Here is an 18,482-nt window from a genome sequence, read left to right as displayed (position 1 = left end):
GGCGTCTTTCACGCCGCCCTTCATCCACGTAACGGCCCGGTCCCAGAACGGGCCGGCCTCCCCGGGCGGACCGGGGAGGCCGCTACCGATCAGCCCTCGACGCGGTGCGACGCCCAGAACGACGTCAGGTCCGTCGAGCCGGCCGCGGCCTGTGCCGCGGCCTTGAAGTCGGCCGTCGTCGACACGCCGTACCAGTGCGACTGGGCGTACGACTTCAGCAGGTTCGCCATCGCCGTGTCACCGATCAGCCGCCGCAGGTCGTGCAGCGTGCACTTGCCGTAGTTGTAGACGACGGTGGAGTAGCGCGAGGAGTGCGCGTCCCAGTACGCCATCGAGTTGCTCAGCTTCTCCGCGCTCGACTGCCACGTGATGCCGCAGCCGCTGCCGGTCACGCCCCGGTAGAGGTCCGTGGCGTAGTCGGTGAAGCTCTCGTCGAGCCACGGCGAGTTGTACTCGTCGTTGCCGACGATCCCGTAGAACCACTGGTGCGCCAGCTCGTGCGGCAGCGCCACGTTCGACACCAGGTCGAGCACGAAACCGGGGTACTCCATGCCGCCGAACCAGAAGTTGTTGTCCAGCACGACGTCCATCTCCTGGTACGGGTAGTCGCCGAACCTGCCGGAGTGGACGTCGAGCGCGTCCTTCGCCAGCGTCAGCATCGAGCTCGCGCTGCTGCTGGAGATCCCGCTCGTGCCGTACACGTTGACCTTGAAGCCCTTGGCCGACGTGCCGGAGATCTTCGAGAACGGGCCCGCCGCCCACGCGAACTCGCGGACGTTGGCCGCCGTGGCGTGCGTGACGGTGTTGCTGCCGCTGACCGTCTCGGTCGACGTGCCGGTGGCGGGCGTGAGCAACGACGTCGGGTGCGTCAGGGTGACGTCGAAGTCGCTGATCACCGCGTAGAACGACTCGCCGTTGTTGGTGTACGGGTCGAGGTGCCAGCCGGCCCCGTCGCGGACCGCGAGCACCGGCAGCGCGTTGCCGATCATGTTGTACGCGCCGTCGTGGCCGAACCGGTCGGCGCCGCTCGGGACGACGATGCCCAGGTCGAACCCGACGGTCGCGGACTGCCCCTGGGCCAGCGGCGCCGGCAGGGTGATCTTGAGCGCGGTGCAGTTCACGCTCAGCGCCGACGGCGTGCCGCCGCTGACGTTGGTGACCGTGATCGGCGTCGCCGGGCAGCTGCCGTGGGCGTTGTCCCACAGCCGCAGGTACACCTCGGGCAGCGCGGTCGGCGCGCCGTTGGTGAAGGTGACCGACTCGTGGCCGGTCCACGTGTCACCGGCGGCGTTGGACGTGAGGTTGACCGCGTACTTGGGACTGGTCGGCGTCCGCGTGCCGTCCGCCGGCGGCTGCGGGGTGTCCGACGTGGTGAGCGCGACGTCGTCGAGCAGGAAGTTGGTCACCAGGCTGGAGTCCTCGGTGCCGGTCACCTTCAGCGTCACCGTCTGCCCGAGGAACGCGGACACGTCGACGCTCTTCTGGACGTAGCCGGTGTTCTTGTCCAAATTGGAGTAACTGGCGACGGTCGTCGAACCGACCTGGACCGTCAGCTTGTCGTACTGGGTGCTGCTGGTCGTCTCCTTGGTGTCGATGTGCAGCCAGTAGGTCAACGTCGCCGAGGCGCAGCCGACCGGCAGGGTGACCGACTGCGACAGGGTGTCCGTGTGGGTGGTGCCGTCACCGCCGAGCCACGCGACGGTGCCGCCACCGTGCGCGGGTTCGGCGGTCGTCCCGGCGGAGATGACGCCGGCCGTCTGGGTCCACGGCGTCGTCCCGTTCTCGAAGCCGCCGTTGCCGACCACCTGGTCCCCGCACGCGGCGGCGAACGCCGGCGTGGCAGGGGTGGTGAGGCCGAACAGGGCGGTGACGAGCGCGAGCGCGGCAGGGAGCGCTCTTCTGGTCATCGGAGATGTCCTTTCTGCAGGGGCAGGCACAGGGTCATCCGATGGCAGGGTGTCGAGCAAGGTTCGGCTGTTCACTGGGAACGAAGAAGACCGTTTTATCCTCTGGTGTCCCGCAGATGTCGCATTTGCCCGTCTGGCGGGACGAGATTAGTCCTTTGTGGACGATGCTTCGCGCGTCACCTGGTCGCGTCGTAGCGCTCCCGCGCCGCCATGACCTCCGGCATCTGCGCCTCGACGTCCTGGATGAGGCCGATCAGCAGCTCGGCGGTGTGCCTGCCGCGGTCGGTCAGGCTGTACTCCACCTTGGGCGGGATCGTCGCCTGCGCCTCGCGGTGGACGAACCCGTCCCGCTCCAGCGCCTGCAGGGTCTGCGCGAGCATCTTCTCGCTCACCCCGTCGACCCGGCGGCGCAACTGGTTGAACCGGAACGTGCCCTCGTGCAGGGCGACCATCGCCAGCGTGCCCCACTTGCCGGTCAGGTGCTCCAGCGTCGAACGCGACGGGCAGCGCTGTGCGAACACGTCGAACAGGAACTGGTCCTGCTCGTCTGCGGACGTCGTCACATCGCTCACACCTCCCATACTACCCAATACGCCGCACGGTCCAAGAGATCGTACTCACTGAGGGGTTGCACTTTCGAAAAGTTTGTACAAACCTGGAGGGAGTACAGACGCGAAGGAGAACCCCGATGATCGTCGTCACCGGTGCCACCGGACACCTCGGCCGCCTGGTCGTGGAAGCACTCGCCCAGAAGGTCCCCGCGGGCGAGATCGTGGCCGCCGTCCGGAACCCGGAGAAGGCCGCCGACCTGGCCGCGCTCGGTGTGCAGGTGCGCGTCGCGGACTACGAGCAGCCGTCGACGCTGACCGAGGCGTTCGCGGGCGCGGACAAGGTGCTGCTGGTCTCCAGCAGCGAGGTCGGCCGCCGCGTCGCCCAGCACACCGCGGCCGTGGAGGCCGCCAAGGCCGCCGGCGTGACCCACCTCGTCTACACCAGCATCCTGGGCGCCGACACCGCCACCATCAGCCTGGCCCCTGAGCACAAGGCCACCGAGGAGGTCATCCGGGAGTCGGGCCTGACCTTCACCTTCCTGCGCAACAGCTGGTACACCGAGAACTACGAGCAGGCCGTCGCCCAGGCGCCGGCGACCGGCACCGTCCTCGGCAGCGCGGGCGAGGGCAAGCTCGGTGGCGTGCCGCGCGCCGACTACGCCGACGCCGCGGTCGCGGTGCTCACCGGCACCGGCCACGAGGACAAGGTCTACGAGCTCGCCGCCGACGAGGCCTGGAGCTACGCCGACCTCGCCGCGTCCGTCGCCCGGATCTCCGGCAAGCCGGTCTCCTACCAGGACGTCCCCGCGGAGCAGCACCGGAGCATCCTGGTGGGCGCGGGACTGCCCGAGTTCGTCGCGGACATGCTCGTGGACGCCGACCGCGCGATCGCCGACGGCGAGCTGGCCTCCGGCAGCGGTGACCTGCGCGCGCTGCTCGGCCGCCCCACCACCGGCCTGGACGACGCGGTCACCGCGCTGCTCAAGAACCTCGGCTGATCCCGCCGCACCTGAGGAGGCAGTCGTGGAAACGAGCAAGACCAAGGTGGTCCTCGGCGTGCTGGCCACGATCGTGCTGGCGTCCGCCGCCAACACCGTCGTCGCCCTCGTCGCCAGGGCGCTGGGAGCGGACGCCGCGGTGATCCAGGGCCTCACGCCCCAGGCCTACGTGTTCCTCACGGTGGTCGGTGTGGTCGTGGCCGCCGGGGCGTGGGCGGTGATCCGCCGCAAGGCCGCCAGGCCGAACGCCCTGCTGCGCAAGCTGGTGCCTGCCGTGGTCGCCGTGTCGCTGGTGCCCGACGTGCTGCTGTTCGGCATCCCCGGCGCGAGCCCGATCGGCGTCGTCGCCCTCATGCTGATGCACGTGGTCGTGGCCGCGATCGCGGTGCCGGTCTTCCGCACCGTGCTGCCACTGCCGGCGGACAGCCCGCAGGCTGATCCCGCCCGCGCCTGATCGTCGAACCGGACGGGCGCCATCGGAGCTTCGGCCCCGATGGCGCCCGTCGCGGTTGACAGCTCCCGCGGCGCATCATCAGGCCGTCCGCCCCGCCGCACGCGCAACGATGAGGACTCCGGTGGCGATTCATCCATGAGGGGGAAAGCGGACATCCGGAGGTACCCCCATGCATGCGACCAGAAGGCTCACCGCGGCTGCGGCGGTCGTCCCCCTGGTTCTCCTGAGCGCCACCGGCCCGGCGTCTGCGGCTCCCTTCGCCGCAGGCCCCGATGTGCTGGTCAGCGGCCCGTCGACGCTGACGGGCTGTCCGTTCGGCGCGTCGGCCGACTTCGCCGCCGCCTACGACAACACCGAGGTCGAACCGCAGGTCGCGGTCAACCCGGTCAACCCGGCCGAGATGATCGGGGCCTCCCAGCAGGACCGCTGGCCGGACGGCGGTGCGCGCGGCCTGTCCTCGTGGATCACGCACAACGGTGGCGCGTCGTGGAGCAAGCTGCCGGACGTGCCGTGGAGCGCCTGCCAGGGCGGCCCGGCCCGGTTCGGCCGCGTCACCGATCCGTGGGTGAGCTACGACAAGGCGGGCAACGCCTACTTCATCGGCCAGCCGATCGACTCGGCCGAGCTCGGCCTGTCCGCGGTCGCGGTGACGAGCCTCGACCGGGCCACCGGCACCTGGCGGCCGCCGCGGATCATCCAGGAGGACAACGGCGACCGGGGCGTCTTCAACGACAAGGTCTCCGTCACCGGTGACCCGACCCGTCCCGGCTACGCCTACGCGACGTGGATCCGCGGGTCTTACCCCAACGACGGGCGGCAGCACCCGATCGCGGACCTGCACTCGTTCGCCTACCGCGGCAAGCCGATGTTCTCGCGCACGACCGACGCCGGGCTGACGTGGTCCACCCCGGTGCCGATGCGCGACTCGAACTCCTACTTCCAGGGCAACCAGATCGCCGTCGGCCCGGACGGCACGCTCTACAACGTCGCCGCCAACCTGTACACCGGCGCGGGCAACAACGACAACGGCGTCTACATGGGAGTCATGACCTCTCGCGACGCCGGGCTGCACTGGTCGGCCCCGGTGCAGATCGCGCCGATCCGGTTCGCCCAGCTGTTCGTGCCCGACGACAACTTCCCGATCCGCGCCGAGGACTACCTGCCCGACATCGCGGTCGACATGACCAGCGGCGCGGTCTACGTCGTCTGGTCCGACGGTCTCGGCACCGCCCTGAACAAGGTGGTTCTGGCGAAGTCCACCGACGGTGGCCGGCACTGGAGCGGGCCTGCCGTCGTCTCCACCGGTGGACCGGGCGTGCAGTCGTACAACCACGCGATCGACGTGTCGGACACGGGCATGGTCACGCTGACCTACTGGGACGACCGCGGCAACGTCGTCGGTGACGGTGTCGCCACCACCGACATCTGGGTCCGCCACTCCCACACCGGCACCCAGACGTGGGAGCCCGAACAACACCTGCACGGACCGTTCGACCTCTACACCGCACCGATCTCCTACTTCGCGCCGGGAGATCCGCGAGGCCTGTTCCTCGGGGACTACATGGGACTGGAAACGATCTCAGGCAACAACACCGTGGCGTTCTTCACCTCGACGGTCGCCGGTGGAGCCGATGTCCACGCTGTGCGGTTGAACCACGGGTGACAACGGGGCTCGCCTGAGCCGGACGATCACGTCGAGACCTCCGCCGGTGCGTCCAGGAAGGTGAGGTCTCCGCCGCTGCCGCGGATGAGCTGGGCGACGATGGCCAGGCCGAGGCCGGTGCCGTCGCCGGTGGTGTCGCCGCGCCAGAACCGTTGGCAGGCCTGAGCTTTCTGCTCAGGCGTCATGCCGGGGCCCTGGTCGATGACGTGGAGTTCGACGTCGTGGCCGGGCACGGTGGCGAGGGTGATGGTGCTGTGCGGTGGTGCGACGCGCAGGGCGCTGGCGAGCAGGTTGTCGATGACCTGCTCGACCGCCTCCGGCAGGGCTGACGCCGGACCGGCCGCGGTGCCGCGGACGGCGATCGTGACGTCGTTCTCGGCGGCGAACGCGGCCCAGGTCTCCGCTCGTTCGGCGACCACGGCGTCGATGTCGACCGGCTGCGCCCTGGTCGCGCTGTTCTCCAGGCGCGCCAGGGCGAGCAGGCCGTGGACCAGGCGGTCGAGCCGGTCGATCTCGGCGAGGGTGTCGTCGAGATCGGTGTGAGCGCCGGGATCCAGCCGGGGTTCGAGGTTCTCCAGCCGCAGCCGCAGCGCGGTCAGCGGCGTCTTGAGCTGGTGGGAGGCCTCCGCGGCGAAGGAGTGCTGGGCCTGCAGCAGATGTTGCAGGCGGGTCGCGGTGGCGGTGAACGCGGCGGCGACGCGGCGCAGCTCCGGCGGGCCCGCGTGGAGGTCGGGCGGGTCGGACAGCACGCCGCCGGCGAACGAGGCGGTGGCGTGTTCGAGGGTGCGCAGCGGCCGGGTGATCCAGCGGGAGATCGCGAAGCCGACGACCGCGGCGATCGCGAGCACACCGAGGCCGGCCAGGGCGAGGATCACCCACATCTGCCGGACCTGCGCCGCGACACCGGCGGTGGACGCGGTCACCCGGACCGCACCGCGCACGAGCGTCCCGGACGAGGCGGGTCTGGTGACGGTGAGGACGTCGCCGGGACGGGTGCTCACCGTGGGCCGGTTGCGCAGCGCGTCGGCGATGTCGGGGGAGCCGGAGAGATCTGCTTTGCGCGGCACCGCGGTGCGGGAGTCGATGAGCAGCGTGCCGGTGCGGTCGACCACGGTGACGCGGGTGTCGGTGCGGGTCGCGTAGTCGCTGACGAGCTCGGGCAACGCCGTGGTGTCGCCCTGCTCGATCTCCTCCTCGGCCAGTTCGGTGACCATCACGGCGTCGCGTTCGACGGCCTGGGCGAAACGGGCCGTCTCGACGCGGCCGTAGATCACGCCGAACGGGATCTCCAGGCCGAGCAGCACCAGCAGCGTGATGCCCAGGAAGCTCAGCAGCAGGCGCCTGGTCATGCCGATTCGGCCGCGGGGCCGGGAACGGTGAGCCGGAACCCGACGCCGCGCAGCGTCTCGATCCAGGCCGGGTCGCCGAGCTTGCGGCGCACGGCCGCGACGTGCACGTCCAGGGTCTTCGTCGGGCCGAAGAAGTGCGGGTCCCAGACGGTGTCGAGGATCTGCTGCCGCGAGCACACCGCGCCGGGGTCGTCGGCGAGCAGGGCGAGCAGGTCGAACTGCTTGGGCGCCAGCTCGACCGGTTCGCCGTGCAGGTGGACCTGGCGGGTGCGCCGGTCGATGACGAGCGGCCCGAGCCGTTGCGCGGTGTCCGGCGTCGTGACGAGCTGCGTTGCCGGGACGGCCCTGCGGGTCACGGCGCGGATGCGGGCGACCAGCTCCCGCAGGCTGAACGGCTTGGCGAGGTAGTCGTCGGCGCCGAGCTCCAGGCCGACGACGCGGTCGGCCTCCTCGCCGCGCGCGGTGATCATGATGATCGGCACGTCGGAGCTCGCGCGCAGGTGCCGGCACAGGTCGATGCCGTCGACGTCGGGCAGACCGAGGTCGAGCAGGACCATGTCCACCGGTGCGGCGGCCAGCGCCGCCGCACCGGTGGACACCCGGTCGACGTCGAACCCGTAGCGCCGCAACCCTTCCGCGAGGGGCAGCGCGATCCGGTCGTCGTCCTCGATGATCAGGATGCGCATGGTGTCGGTGCCTCCGTCAGCTACTACGGCCGACGACACCACCGCGTTCACCGCGCCCGGCTCAGCCACCGTTGCCATCGCCCTGGCCGGCCTTGCCCTGGTCCTCGTTCTTGGTGCCGGTGACCTGGTAGGACTTGTCGAGGTACACCTCGACGCTCTGGCCGCTCGCCTGCTTGATCTCCACCGCGTACATGCCGGGCTTCTCGGCGTCGTGCTCGGACTTGGTGACCGTGCCGGGGTACTTCGCCAGCGCCGCCTGCTCGGCCTTCTGCTTCACGTCGCCGGTGAGCGGCTCCTCTTTCTTCTTCTTGTGGCCGTGCGCCGGCTTCTTCGTGGCGGCCGCCTGCTGGTTGGCCGCGGGCGTGCTCGACGTCTGCGCGTTGCCGCTGCCGCACGCCGTGAGACCCACCGCCAGCAAGGCGGCAGCAGCGAGCAACCGGAACTTGACCTGCATGGGACCTACCTCCGCAACGCCGGGAAACTGACACCCGAAACGCTAGGAGCGGCAAGGGAAAGCGACGGCCAAGCGACGGCCGTCTCCAGGCCAATTCTCGGCCGTGCTCAGAACCCGATCACGCGCCGGCAACAGGCCGCCCGCGACCTCACGCGAGGCTCCTGGCGAGGGCACGGCCCGCGGCCCGGCCGGAGAAGATGCAACCGCCCAGGAACGTGCCCTCCAGCGCGTTGTAGCCGTGCACACCACCGCCACCGAAGCCGGCGACCTCGCCCGCGGCGTACAGGCCGGGGAACGGCGTGCCGTCCGCGCGCACCGCCTGCGAGTCGAGGTTGGTCTGGATGCCGCCCAGCGTCTTGCGCGTGAGGACGTTGAGCCGCACGGCGATCAGCGGACCGTGCTCGGGGTCGAGGAGCCGGTGCGGCTTCGCGGTGCGCACCAGCCGGTCGCCCCAGCTGCGGCGGGCGTTGGCGATGGCCATGAGCTGGGCGTCCTTGGAGAACCCGTTGGTGACCTCACGATCGCGGGCGACGATCTGACGTTCGATCAGCGCGGCGTCGAGCTGCGGGCCGCGGGCGATCTTGTTCATGCCGGCGACCAGCTCGCCGACGGTGCGGGCGACGACGAAGTCGGCACCGTGGTTCTTGAACGCCTCGATCGGGGCGGGGGCGCCCTTGCCGCCGCGGCTGGCCAGCACCTGGCGGAGGTCCTTGCCGGTGAGGTCGGGGTTCTGCTCGGAACCGGACAGCACGAACTCGCGGTTGATGATCGTCTGGTTGAGGACGAACCACGAGTAGTCGTAGCCGGTCGAGAGAATGGCCTTCATCGAGGTGTTGGTGTCGAAGCCGGGGAAGTTCGGCGCGGGCAGGCGCTTGCCGGTGGCGTCGAACCACATCGACGACGGGCCGGGGATGATCCTGATCGCGTGGTCGGGCCAGATCGGGTTCCAGTTGTGCAGGCCCTCGGTGTAGTGCCACATGCGGTCGCGGTTGACCAGGTTGGCGCCCGCCTTCTCGCTGATCGCGAGCATCCGCCCGTCGACGTGCGCGGGCACCCCGGCGATCATCGTCTCCGGGCAGGGGCCGAGCCGGTCGACCGGCCAGTTGGCGCGGACCAGGTCGTGGTTGTGCCCGATCCCGCCCGAGGTCACGACGACCGCCTTGGCGCGCAGCTCGAAGCTGTCCACGACGACCCGTGACGACGCCTTGCCGCGGTCCAGGTCGGACGGTTCCAGCACGCTGCCCCGCACACCCACCGCGGCGCCGTTCTCGACGACGAGCTCGTCGACCTGGTGGCGGAACGCGAACCGCACCAGCCCGCGGCGTTCGGCGGCGAGCACCGGCTCGGCGAACACCCGCACCACCTCCGGGCCCGTGCCCCAGGTCAGGTGGAAGCGGGGCACCGAGTTGCCGTGGCCGTCCGCGAGGCCGCCGCCGCGCTCGGCCCAGCCGACCACCGGGGTGAACCGCAGCCCCAGGTCGTACAGGTACTGACGCTTCTCCGTGGCGGCGAACCGGACGTAGGCCTGCGCCCACTGCCGGGCCCAGTGGTCCTCGTCGTCGCGGTCGAACCCGGCCGAGCCCAGCCAGTCCTGCAACGCCAGCTCGTAGGAGTCCTTGATGCCGTTGCGCCGCTGTTCGGGGCTGTCGACGAGGAAGAGCCCGCCGAGGGACCAGAACGCCTGGCCGCCCAGGTTGGCGCGGTTCTCCTGGTCGACGACCAGCACGCGGCGGCCGGCCCTGGTGAGCTCGTAGGTGGCGACCAGGCCGGCGAGACCGGCTCCGACCACGATGACGTCTGCTTCGTCGCTCATGACTGCTGCCTGCTTTCGGTGCTGTAAGCGGTGACGACGTGGGTGAACAGGGTGGTTCGGCGGTGCTGGACGGCGGCGTTGCCCGGTTCGCTGAAGCACTGCAGCGCCGTGCCGTCGTGCACGGCGACCAGCGCCTGGCCGAGTGCGCCGGGATCCGGCACCGTGCGCCCGATCGCGGCCAGCGCTGTCAGCAGGAACGGCATCAGGGACGCCGAGATGGCCTGCTCGCGCTCGACGATCACCTGGCGCAGCTGCGGGTTGCGCAGCGCGTGGGCGGTGAACTCGGTGCTCACGCGGTACCAGTCCTCGTCCATCGGCACCGCCCGCAGCATGTGCGCGACGACGCCCTCGACGTCCTTGACCGCCGCCTGCTCGAAGGCTTCGAACGCCTCGCGCATGCGGGTGATCAGCTCGGTCGACCAGTGCTCCCAGACGGCGAGGAACAGCTCGTCCAGGGAGTCGAAGTTCGAGTAGAACGCCCCGCGCGTGTACCCGGCTCGCGCACACACCTGGTCGACGGTGGTGCGGCCGAAACCTTCCTCGGCGAACACCACGAGCGCCGCCTGCAGCAGCCGCTGCCGCGTTTCCGCCCGGCGTTTGGTCACCCGCCGTGCTCCGGGTTCCGCTCCCGCGTTCGTCCTGTCCGCCACGATCCACCTCCTGTTCGATACACAACTGTATCAGATACGTTCGTGTATCGAACAGTGGCCGAAATGATCCGGTATGTCTGGATTTGAGTAGACTTGATCATGTGTGGGACATCGTGGTGGTCGGGGCCGGCTTCGCCGGACTGCACGTGCTGGACCAGTTGCGGCGGCGAGGTTTCTCCTGCCACGCGTACGAGTCGGCCGCGGGCGTCGGCGGAACGTGGTACTGGAACAGGTATCCGGGCGCGCGGTGTGACGTGGAAAGCCTGGACTACTCCTACCTGCACGACCGGGAGCTGTACGAGTCCTGGCAGTGGTCCGAGCGGTTCGCGGGACAACCGGAGATCCTGCGCTACGCCGAGCACTTCGCCGACCGGCGGGGGCTGTGGCCGCACATCACGTTCGGCACGACCATCACCGGGGCGGTGTTCGAGGACGGCGGCTGGTCGCTGACCGCGGACACCGGTGAGCGGGTGCGGGCGCGGTTCGTCGTGACGGCGGTGGGGTGCATGTCCGCGGTGCACACCCCGTCCATCCCGGGGCTGGACTCCTTCGGCGGCACGGTGTTGCGCACCGCGCGGTGGCCGGTGGAGCCGGTGGACCTGTCCGGGCGGCGGATCGGGGTGATCGGCACCGGCTCGTCGGGGATCCAGGTGGTGCCGGAGCTGGCGAAGGTGGCCTCGGAGCTGGTGGTTTTCCAGCGCACGGCCAACTTCAGCGTGCCCGCGCGCAACCGGGCGCTGACGCGGGCGGAGCGGGATGGGGCGGTCGCCGGGTACGAGCGGAAGCTGCTGGAGGCGCGGACGACGCGGTTCGGGCACCCGGTGACCGGGACCGGCCGGGCCGCGCTGGAGACCGACCCGCGGGAGCGGGTGGCCGAGCTGGATCGGGCGTGGGCGCGCGGCGGCACGCACATCGTGGCGGCGTTCACCGACACGGGGCGAGACCTGGCGGCGAATGCCGTGCTGGCGGAGTACTTCCGGGACCGGGTGCGTGCGGTGGTGCGGGATTCGCAGGTCGCACGGGCGTTGGCGCCGTCGGGGTATCCGATCGGCACGAAGCGGTTGTGCGTGGACGACGGCTACTACGAGACGTTCAACCTGCCGCACGTGCGGTTGGTGGATCTGCGCGAGGAGCCGATCGAGTCGGTGACGGCGAAGGGGGTCCGGACGGCGCGGGGTGAGCACGTCCTGGACGTGCTGGTGCTGGCGACGGGGTTCGACGCCTTCACGGGTGCGCTGACGCGGATGGGCCTGCGGGGGCGTGACGGGCGGTCGCTGGCCGATGTCTGGCGGGACGGGCCGCGCAGCTATCTCGGACTCGCGGTCGCGGGGTTCCCGAACCTGTTCACGATCACGGGTCCGGGCAGCACGACGGTGCTGTCCAACGTGCTGCGGGCGATCGAGCACCACGTGGAGTGGGTGTGCGACCTGCTGACGGAGGCGCGGGAGCGGGGCGTCGCCGAGATCGAGGCGCTGGAACCCGCGCAGGACGAGTGGGTGGCGCGGGTGGCGGAGCTGGCGGGCCGGACGTTGTACCCGCAGACCGATTCCTATTACGTGGGCGCGAATGTCGACGGGAAGGCGCGGGTGTTCGCGCCGTTCGCCGGTGGGCTGGACGCGTACCGGGCCATCTGCGACGGTGTCGCGGCGGAGGGGTACCGGGGGTTCAGGCTCGCATGACCACCGAGCTGGGGCGGGCGGGGCTGGCGGCGGTGCTGCTGGCCGCGTTGCTGCCGATGGCGGATGCCTTCATCGTCAACGTCGCGCTGCCGACGATCGCGGGTGACCTGCGGGCGTCCGGAGCGGAGCTGGAACTAGTGGTGGCCGGGTACGGGCTCGCGTTCACCGTGTTCCTGGTGCTGGGTGGCCGCCTGGGTGACGCCTGCGGCCGGCGGCGGGTGCTCGTGGCGGGGCTGGCGGGGTTCACGGCCGCGTCGTTGTGGTGCGCGGTGGCGGACTCGGGCACATCGCTGGTGGCGGCGCGGGTGGTGCAGGGCGCGGCGGCCGCGTTGATCCCACCGCAGGTGCTGGGGACCATCCAGGCGGCGGTCGCGCCGCAGCGGCGGCCGCGGGCGATGAGCCTGTACGCGGCGGTGGCCGGGTTCGCGGCGATCCTCGGGCTGGTGGCGGGCGGGGTGCTGGTGACCGCGGATCTGTGGGGGACGTCGTGGCGGCTGGTGTTCCTGGTGAACCTGCCACTCGGGGTCCTCGCGGTGGTGCTGACACTGCTGGTGGTGCCGGAGACGCGGTCGTCGCGGCCGATGGGGATCGACGTGCGCGGGACCGGGTTGCTGGCGCTGGTGATCGTGTTGCTGCTGGTGGGCCTGAACCGGGGGCCGGTGCTGGGATGGCCGTGGTGGACGGTCGGGGTGCTGGTGCTCGTTCCGTTCGCGGCGCTGGCTTTGTGGCGTGCGGAGGTGCGTCTGGTGGCGCGGGAGCGGGTGCCGTTGCTGCCGCCGTCGGTGCTGACGACGCCGGAGGTGCGCCGGGGACTGCTGGTGGTGGCGCCTTTCTTGGCCGCGTGGGCGGGATATCTGTTCGCGTTGCCGTTGACGGTGCAGAACGGGTTCGGGCTGGACCCGGCGGCGGCCGGGCTGGCGGTGGTGCCGATGTCGGCGGCGTTCCTGGCCGGGTCGTTCGCGGTGCCGCGGTTGCGGGAGAAGCGCGGTGACGGCGTGCTGGTCGTCGGGGCGCTGACGCAGGCGGCGGGGGTGGCGTGGTTGCTGGGGGTGCTGGTGCTCGGTGCCGCGGTGTGGTGGCTGCTGCCCGGCCTCGTGCTGATCGGGCTGGGACAGGCGCTGGTCGTGGGGTCGTCGCAGATTTCGGTGCTGTCCGCGGTGCCGGCGCAGTACGCGGGGGCCGGTGGAGGCGTGCTGGTGACGACGCAGCAGGGGGCGATGGCGGTCGGGGTGGCCGGGCTGGGGTCCGTCTACACAGGACTGACCGGGACCGGGCACGCCACCGCGTTCGCCGTGGTGCTGGCAGTGCAGCTGGTGGTGGCGATCGCGGTGGCGGCGGCCGGTCAGAGGGCGGCCATGTCCAGTTCGGCGATCTGAGCCAGGGACATGTCCAGCTGCTCGTGGAGGAACCGCGGCATCGTCCAGTGCGGGAGCGCGCCTGCGTCGAAGGGACCGAACGCGTCCTGGTAGAGAGGAATCCATTGCAGGGCTTCGGTGGCGGTGCGTTCGCGGGGTGCTTCCTCGGCGTAGTCGGTGTAGCTGATGCTGCGGTGCTCGATGAAGAACCCGCCGGGCAGGCGGGCGCAGAGTTCGCGGTACTCACGGGTTTGCAGGATCAGGTAGTGCCAGACCTCGTCGATCTCCTGTTCCACCGGCAGGAAGGTGCCGGCCAGGCGGTCCTGGTGGGCGGAGACGAGGTAGAGGTAGCGCAGGCATTCGAGGACCTGGCGTTCGACGAAGCCGGCCGGGTGGCCGGTCTTCGCGGTGAAGTGCTCGACCACCTCGGCGTGCAGGTCCTCGCCCAGCAGGGCGCGCAGGTCGGCGGGGGTCACGGGCACAGTGGCTCCTTGTCCGGCGTGGGGATCAGCGGGTGCGCGAGTCGGGGTGCAGCCAGGCGTACTTGCCGGACTTTCCGATCGGGATGTGCGTGCGGTGGACGGGATGCACGGTGAGTTCGAGGTGTTCGGCGAGAGCGGCGACGAGCGCGGTGGTGTCGGCCGGTTGCCGGTCGAACGTGGTGTACTCCAGTTCCGCAGTGGTGCCTTCGCCGACGCGCAGGCGGTAGAGGAACACCTCCGGTGCGGTCTCGCCGATCCAGCGGTCGAGGTCGCCGTGGCACAACAGCGTGGTGCCGACGCGGACGAGCTCCTTCTCGCGGCCGCAGAAGCGGACGACGCGGGCCGGGTCCGGGGTGCCGTCGGCGGTGCGGGCGAGGTCGCCGGACCGGTAGCGGATCAGCGGCATCCACTCGTTGCGGATGCTGGAGACGATCACGGCGTAGAGGGTGCTGCCGGGTTCGACGGGCAGCAGCTCGACGGCCATGCGCTCGAGGTACGGGTGATAGGTGCCGCCGCCGTCGCTGTAGTACAGGTAGCCGAGCTCGGTGCTGCCGAAGAGGTCGACGATCGGGCAGGCGAGGTGAGCGCGCAGGTAGCGGGCGACGTTGTCCGGTGTGTACTCGTAGGCGTGCACGACGCTGGCGGGCGCGGGCAGTTCGAGGCCGAACTCGCGGGCTTTGTCCAGCAGGTGCGCGAGGTGGTAGCTGGAGCAGTCGAGGTGGTAGCCGCCGCCGTCACGGACGTGCTCGATCTCGGCGAGCATCCGTTCGACGTCGGCACGGGTCCACAGTGCCGGGTCGAGGTGCTGGTTGACGTAGACGGTGCGGTCGTCGAGGCGCCGGTCGGCCAGCGGTGGACGGTCGAGCGGGGGTTCGCCGCGTTTTCTGGCGTTGACGCGGGCGACGTGTTCGGTGGCGAGCACGGTGGTCACGGACACGCGCGGGCACCCGGCGTCCCAGGTGTGCCGGATGGCGGGGTGCTCGGACCAGAGGCGGTAGTAGGACCTGAGCAGGAAGTAGGGCGGGCGGACCAGCTGCATGCGCGCGTGGTTGGTGCCGGTGGACAACACGAACTCGGCGGCGCCGGTGCCGAGGGCCTCGGCGAGGGCCGGGGTCATGAAGTTGTCCGGGAAGCCCCGGCTGATGGCGTCCTTCTCCAGGACGGGAAACGTGCCGGTGGCGAGGGATTCGCGGTAGATCGGGATGTCGCGGATGTGGTCGAGCATCTCGGCGGTCGGCTGCACGCGGGGTCCAATCGGCGTCGGGTGGCGGCGCCGGGTGGCAGGTGGAGCGACCACCTGCCACCCGGTGGGACAGGGCGGTCAGCCCGCCTTGGAGATGCAGCCTTCCTTGCGCGAGATGCAGCCTTCCTTGGCAGACGGCTGGGAGTTCGCCTCGACCCACTTGGCCCACACGTCGTCGCGGGCGATCTTCTCGGCCAGCTGCTGCATGTTGCTCCTCCGATCACTGGGGAAGGTTCCTGTCCGCGAAGCTATCACTCCGCGTCCGATATGTCCGTTATGCGGATATTTTTTGAGCAAAACGCGGAAGTTGCGATGGGGGTGTGGAACGGGGTTCGACGACGAGGTAGCGGTGTTCGACGACGCATTCGACGAAAACCGGCCCGCTCAAGATGGAAATTTCCTTGAATTGACTGCTCGTCGACGTCGAAATAGTCGATATGGCTTCCGAGCTGCGGTGAAGCAGGGTTTTTGCGTTGAGTAGGGCATTGCTTCCGCCTCCGATGTTCTTTAGCATTTCGGCTCGCCTGGACATCAGGCTCGGGCGTCGCGGTGGGATATCGGGAGAGTCAATGACGACATCAGGAATGTCTCGCCGCGGCTTCCGGCTGAGCCAGCGGGCGCTCAACGTCCCAGACGCCTCCACGGCGGACGGCACGGTGCTCGACCAGTGGGACTACCAGAACGCTCCTCAGGAGCAGTGGCAGCTCATCCCGTCCTGACCTGGAGATGGAGGAACCCCGTGGTCGCGTTGGGGAAGACCGCCCTGACCCTGCTGGCGGCGCTGATCGTCACCGTCGGCTCGGCATCGCCCGCGTCGGCCTATCCCGGGCCCGGCCGGGTGACGGGGGACGTCGGCGTGCACGATCCCAGCGCGGTCAGGCGCTCCGACGGGAGCTACCTGGTGGCGCACACCGGTGACAACATCGCGCTCAAGACCTCCGCCGACCGGATCGCGTTCCGCGACGCGGGTGCGGCGTTCCCCGGCGGTGCGCCGTGGACCACCGGCTACACCGGTGGCGGCCGCACGCTCTGGGCACCTGACCTGTCCTACCGCAACGGGCTGTACTGGATGTACTACTCGGCCTCCACGTTCGGGTCGAACAACTCGGCGATCTTCCTGGCCACCAGCCCCAGCGGCAACTCCGGCACCTGGACCCATCGCGGTCTGGTCGTCGAGTCCCGGACGTCGGACGACTTCAACGCGATCGACCCCGACCTGGTGGTGGACGACCAGGGCCGGTGGTGGCTGAGCTTCGGGTCGTTCTGGTCCGGCATCAAGATGGTCGCGCTCAACCCGTCGAACGGCCTGCGCTCCGACTCCGTGATCCGCTCGATCGCCGGCCGCAACGGCGGTCCGATCGAGGCGCCGAACATCGTCAAGCGCGGCTCCTACTACTACCTGTTCGTCTCGTTCGACTACTGCTGCCGCGGCGCGTCCAGCACGTACCGGGTGATGGCCGGCCGCTCGACCAGCGTCACCGGGCCGTACTTCGACCGCAACGGCACCCCCATGACCTCCGGTGGCGGTACGGAGATCCTGGCCAGTCACGACAACGTCCACGGCCCAGGACATCAGGACGTCCTCACCGACGTCGACGGCGATCTCCTCGTCTACCACTACTACGCCGACAACGGCGCACCGCTGCTGGGCATCAACCTGCTGGGCTACGACTCGGCCGGCTGGCCGTTCGTCTACTGAGGACATTTGTGAGGCGATGTTGAGATCAGCTGCCGGGCGTCGCCGTTGGCGCTCCACCGTCGTTCTGGTCACCACTGTCACGCTGCTGGGCGGGACCACGAGTGCTCTGCCGACGACCGCGTCCGCCGCGATCGTGGACACCAATGCGTCGTACGTGTTGGTCAACCGCAACAGCGGCAAGGCTTTGGACGTCTACGAGCTGGCCACCGCCGACGGGGCGCGGATCTCGCAGTACACCCGCAACGACGGCGCGTGGCAGCAGTGGCAGTTCGTCGACTCCGGCGGCGGCTACTACCGGCTGAAGTCCAGGCACAGCGGCAAGGTTCTCGACTTCCCGTCCACCGCGGACAGAGCCGGCCTGGTGCAGACGACCGACGCCAACCGTCCCAGCCAGCAGTTCCGGCCGGCGGACTCGCCGGAGGGTCAGGTCCGGCTGATCAACCGCGCGAGCGGCAAGGCCGTCGACGTGCTGAGCTTCTCCACCGCCGACGGTGCCGAGATCGTCCAGTGGCCCGACACCGGTGGCACGAACCAGCAGTGGCAGCTGGTGAAGCTCGGCGCCGCCCGCACGTTCACCAACCCGATCAAGCGCAGCGGCCCCGATCCGTGGCTGCAGTACTACAACGGCTACTACTACCTGGCCACCACGACGTGGAACTCCACGATCACCATGCGGCGGTCGCGGACGCTGGCCGGCCTGTCCACCGCGGCGGACACGACGGTGTTCTCCCTGTCGGGCCGCCCGAACGGCTGCTGCAACATGTGGGCGCCGGAGTTCCACCTGCTGAACGGCCGCTGGTACCTGTACTACGTGGCGGGCCAGGACGTGCCCGACTTCAACCCCACGCAGCGGTTGCACGTCCTGGAGAGCTCCGGCAGCGACCCGATGGGGCCGTACACGTTCAAGGCGGATCTGGGTGACACGTGGGAGATCGACCCGAGCATCCTGCGGCACGACGGAAAGCTCTACCTGCTGGGCAGCGCGATCGACGGCACCCAGAGCCTGACCATCACGCCGCTGGCCAACCCGTACACGATCGCCGGCCCCCGCCGCACGATCAGCCGGCCCACGCTGGCGTGGGAAACCCAGGGCGGGCAGGTCAACGAGGCCGCGGAACCGCTGTACCACAACGGCCGCACGATGATCGTCTACTCGGCCAGCGCGTGCTGGGGCCCCGACTACAAGCTGGGCCTGCTCACCCTGACCGGTACCGACCCGCTCAACAGCGCGCACTGGACCAAGTCGCCGAACCCGGTGTTCCAGCGCAACGACGGCAACGGCGTCTACGCGCCGGGCCACAACGGGTTCTTCAAGTCGCCCGACGGCACCGAGGACTGGATCGTCTACCACGCCAACGACTCGGCCTCCGGCGGCTGCGACATGAACCGCTCGACCCGTGCGCAGAAGTTCACGTGGAACTCCGACGGCTCGCCGAACTTCGGCACGCCGGTCCGGCTCGGTGCCACGCTCACCGCGCCCTCGGGCGAGACGGGCTGAC

At 70.0% G+C, this 18,482-nt stretch carries 18 protein-coding genes; 8 read left to right on the top strand and 10 right to left on the bottom strand.

Annotated features, from left to right (window positions below):
• Positions 1–89: 89 nt before the first annotated feature.
• On the bottom strand, positions 90–1,907 hold the full coding sequence (locus ABZV40_RS29100) for a M1 family metallopeptidase (protein WP_355448288.1): 1,818 nt from the start codon (positions 1,905–1,907) through the stop codon (positions 90–92).
• A 176-nt stretch (positions 1,908–2,083) separates the two neighbouring features.
• Positions 2,084–2,479, bottom strand: coding sequence for a helix-turn-helix domain-containing protein (locus ABZV40_RS29095; RefSeq protein WP_355448285.1), 396 nt, complete (start codon positions 2,477–2,479; stop codon positions 2,084–2,086).
• Between the two features lie 116 nt (positions 2,480–2,595).
• Here ABZV40_RS29095 and ABZV40_RS29090 point away from each other — a divergent pair, with 116 nt between their 5' ends.
• The 3 genes from ABZV40_RS29090 to ABZV40_RS29080 all read left to right on the top strand — a co-directional run bounded on the left by ABZV40_RS29090 (position 2,596) and on the right by ABZV40_RS29080 (position 5,573).
• A complete protein-coding gene (locus ABZV40_RS29090; protein ID WP_355448282.1) occupies positions 2,596–3,456 on the top strand; it encodes an SDR family oxidoreductase in 861 nt (286 codons plus the stop codon).
• A 25-nt stretch (positions 3,457–3,481) separates the two neighbouring features.
• The gene (locus ABZV40_RS29085) at positions 3,482–3,910 is read left to right on the top strand and encodes a DUF6069 family protein (RefSeq protein ID WP_355448279.1); all 429 of its coding nucleotides are present in this window, start codon (positions 3,482–3,484) and stop codon (positions 3,908–3,910) included.
• Between the two features lie 169 nt (positions 3,911–4,079).
• Positions 4,080–5,573, top strand: a complete 1,494-nt coding sequence (locus ABZV40_RS29080) for a sialidase family protein (RefSeq protein WP_355448276.1) — start codon at positions 4,080–4,082, stop codon at positions 5,571–5,573.
• Between the two features lie 26 nt (positions 5,574–5,599).
• On the opposite strand, the gene ABZV40_RS29075 is transcribed toward ABZV40_RS29080, so the two are convergent.
• The 5 genes from ABZV40_RS29075 to ABZV40_RS29055 all read right to left on the bottom strand — a co-directional run bounded on the left by ABZV40_RS29075 (position 5,600) and on the right by ABZV40_RS29055 (position 10,525).
• Complete coding sequence (locus ABZV40_RS29075) at positions 5,600–6,922, bottom strand: HAMP domain-containing sensor histidine kinase (RefSeq protein WP_355448273.1); 1,323 nt, start codon at positions 6,920–6,922, stop codon at positions 5,600–5,602.
• Positions 6,919–7,677 (bottom strand): response regulator transcription factor, encoded by a 759-nt coding sequence (locus ABZV40_RS29070; protein WP_355448270.1) that lies wholly within the window; start codon positions 7,675–7,677, stop codon positions 6,919–6,921. Before ABZV40_RS29070 ends, ABZV40_RS29075 begins: the two co-directional genes overlap by 4 nt.
• Positions 7,670–8,062, bottom strand: a complete 393-nt coding sequence (locus ABZV40_RS29065; protein WP_355448268.1) for a hypothetical protein — start codon at positions 8,060–8,062, stop codon at positions 7,670–7,672. Before ABZV40_RS29065 ends, ABZV40_RS29070 begins: the two co-directional genes overlap by 8 nt.
• A 148-nt stretch (positions 8,063–8,210) precedes the next feature.
• Positions 8,211–9,875 (bottom strand): FAD-binding dehydrogenase, encoded by a 1,665-nt coding sequence (locus ABZV40_RS29060; protein ID WP_355448265.1) that lies wholly within the window; start codon positions 9,873–9,875, stop codon positions 8,211–8,213.
• The gene (locus tag ABZV40_RS29055) at positions 9,872–10,525 is read right to left on the bottom strand and encodes a TetR/AcrR family transcriptional regulator (RefSeq protein WP_355448262.1); all 654 of its coding nucleotides are present in this window, start codon (positions 10,523–10,525) and stop codon (positions 9,872–9,874) included. The genes ABZV40_RS29060 and ABZV40_RS29055 overlap by 4 nt, the downstream gene beginning before the upstream one ends.
• A 101-nt stretch (positions 10,526–10,626) precedes the next feature.
• Between ABZV40_RS29055 and ABZV40_RS29050 the strand changes: the two genes are divergently transcribed.
• A complete protein-coding gene (locus ABZV40_RS29050) occupies positions 10,627–12,204 on the top strand; it encodes an NAD(P)/FAD-dependent oxidoreductase (protein ID WP_355448259.1) in 1,578 nt (525 codons plus the stop codon).
• Complete coding sequence (locus ABZV40_RS29045) at positions 12,201–13,580, top strand: MFS transporter (protein ID WP_355448256.1); 1,380 nt, start codon at positions 12,201–12,203, stop codon at positions 13,578–13,580. The genes ABZV40_RS29050 and ABZV40_RS29045 overlap by 4 nt, the downstream gene beginning before the upstream one ends.
• On the opposite strand, the gene ABZV40_RS29040 is transcribed toward ABZV40_RS29045, so the two are convergent.
• The 3 genes from ABZV40_RS29040 to ABZV40_RS29030 all read right to left on the bottom strand — a co-directional run bounded on the left by ABZV40_RS29040 (position 13,547) and on the right by ABZV40_RS29030 (position 15,491).
• Complete coding sequence (locus ABZV40_RS29040; RefSeq protein WP_355448253.1) at positions 13,547–14,041, bottom strand: hypothetical protein; 495 nt, start codon at positions 14,039–14,041, stop codon at positions 13,547–13,549. The genes ABZV40_RS29045 and ABZV40_RS29040 overlap by 34 nt on opposite strands.
• Before the next feature lie 25 nt (positions 14,042–14,066).
• Positions 14,067–15,284, bottom strand: a complete 1,218-nt coding sequence (locus ABZV40_RS29035) for a hypothetical protein (RefSeq protein ID WP_355448250.1) — start codon at positions 15,282–15,284, stop codon at positions 14,067–14,069.
• Between the two features lie 78 nt (positions 15,285–15,362).
• Positions 15,363–15,491 carry a hypothetical protein gene (locus ABZV40_RS29030; protein WP_355448247.1) on the bottom strand — a complete coding sequence of 43 codons (129 nt, stop codon included), beginning with the start codon at positions 15,489–15,491 and terminating at the stop codon, positions 15,363–15,365.
• Positions 15,492–15,853: 362 nt separating this feature from the next.
• Between ABZV40_RS29030 and ABZV40_RS29025 the strand changes: the two genes are divergently transcribed.
• The 3 genes from ABZV40_RS29025 to ABZV40_RS29015 are packed head-to-tail and all read left to right on the top strand — an operon-like array spanning position 15,854 to position 18,481.
• Complete coding sequence (locus tag ABZV40_RS29025; protein WP_355448244.1) at positions 15,854–16,003, top strand: RICIN domain-containing protein; 150 nt, start codon at positions 15,854–15,856, stop codon at positions 16,001–16,003.
• A gap of 29 nt (positions 16,004–16,032) precedes the next feature.
• Positions 16,033–16,983: an arabinan endo-1,5-alpha-L-arabinosidase gene (locus ABZV40_RS29020; protein WP_355448297.1), complete on the top strand. Its 951-nt coding sequence runs from the start codon at positions 16,033–16,035 to the stop codon at positions 16,981–16,983.
• Positions 16,984–16,999: 16 nt separating this feature from the next.
• A complete protein-coding gene (locus tag ABZV40_RS29015; RefSeq protein WP_355448241.1) occupies positions 17,000–18,481 on the top strand; it encodes a family 43 glycosylhydrolase in 1,482 nt (493 codons plus the stop codon).
• The last annotated feature ends 1 nt before the right edge of the window (position 18,482 follow it).

It is taken from the genome of Lentzea sp. NPDC004782 (assembly GCF_040609115.1).
GTDB lineage: Bacteria > Actinomycetota > Actinomycetes > Mycobacteriales > Pseudonocardiaceae > Lentzea.
Note: the sequence above shows the minus strand (reverse complement) of the source record. Positions and strands in the feature narration are given on the sequence as shown.

Coding starts and splice junctions, on each gene's coding strand:
- ABZV40_RS29100 (WP_355448288.1), bottom strand. CDS start 1,907: ATGACCAGAAGAGCGCTCCCTGCCGCGCTCGCGCTCGTCACCGCCCTG.
- ABZV40_RS29090 (WP_355448282.1), top strand. CDS start 2,596: ATGATCGTCGTCACCGGTGCCACCGGACACCTCGGCCGCCTGGTCGTG.
- ABZV40_RS29080 (WP_355448276.1), top strand. CDS start 4,080: ATGCATGCGACCAGAAGGCTCACCGCGGCTGCGGCGGTCGTCCCCCTG.
- ABZV40_RS29075 (WP_355448273.1), bottom strand. CDS start 6,922: ATGACCAGGCGCCTGCTGCTGAGCTTCCTGGGCATCACGCTGCTGGTG.
- ABZV40_RS29065 (WP_355448268.1), bottom strand. CDS start 8,062: ATGCAGGTCAAGTTCCGGTTGCTCGCTGCTGCCGCCTTGCTGGCGGTG.
- ABZV40_RS29060 (WP_355448265.1), bottom strand. CDS start 9,875: ATGAGCGACGAAGCAGACGTCATCGTGGTCGGAGCCGGTCTCGCCGGC.
- ABZV40_RS29045 (WP_355448256.1), top strand. CDS start 12,201: ATGACCACCGAGCTGGGGCGGGCGGGGCTGGCGGCGGTGCTGCTGGCC.
- ABZV40_RS29030 (WP_355448247.1), bottom strand. CDS start 15,491: ATGCAGCAGCTGGCCGAGAAGATCGCCCGCGACGACGTGTGGGCCAAG.
- ABZV40_RS29025 (WP_355448244.1), top strand. CDS start 15,854: ATGACGACATCAGGAATGTCTCGCCGCGGCTTCCGGCTGAGCCAGCGG.
- ABZV40_RS29015 (WP_355448241.1), top strand. CDS start 17,000: ATGTTGAGATCAGCTGCCGGGCGTCGCCGTTGGCGCTCCACCGTCGTT.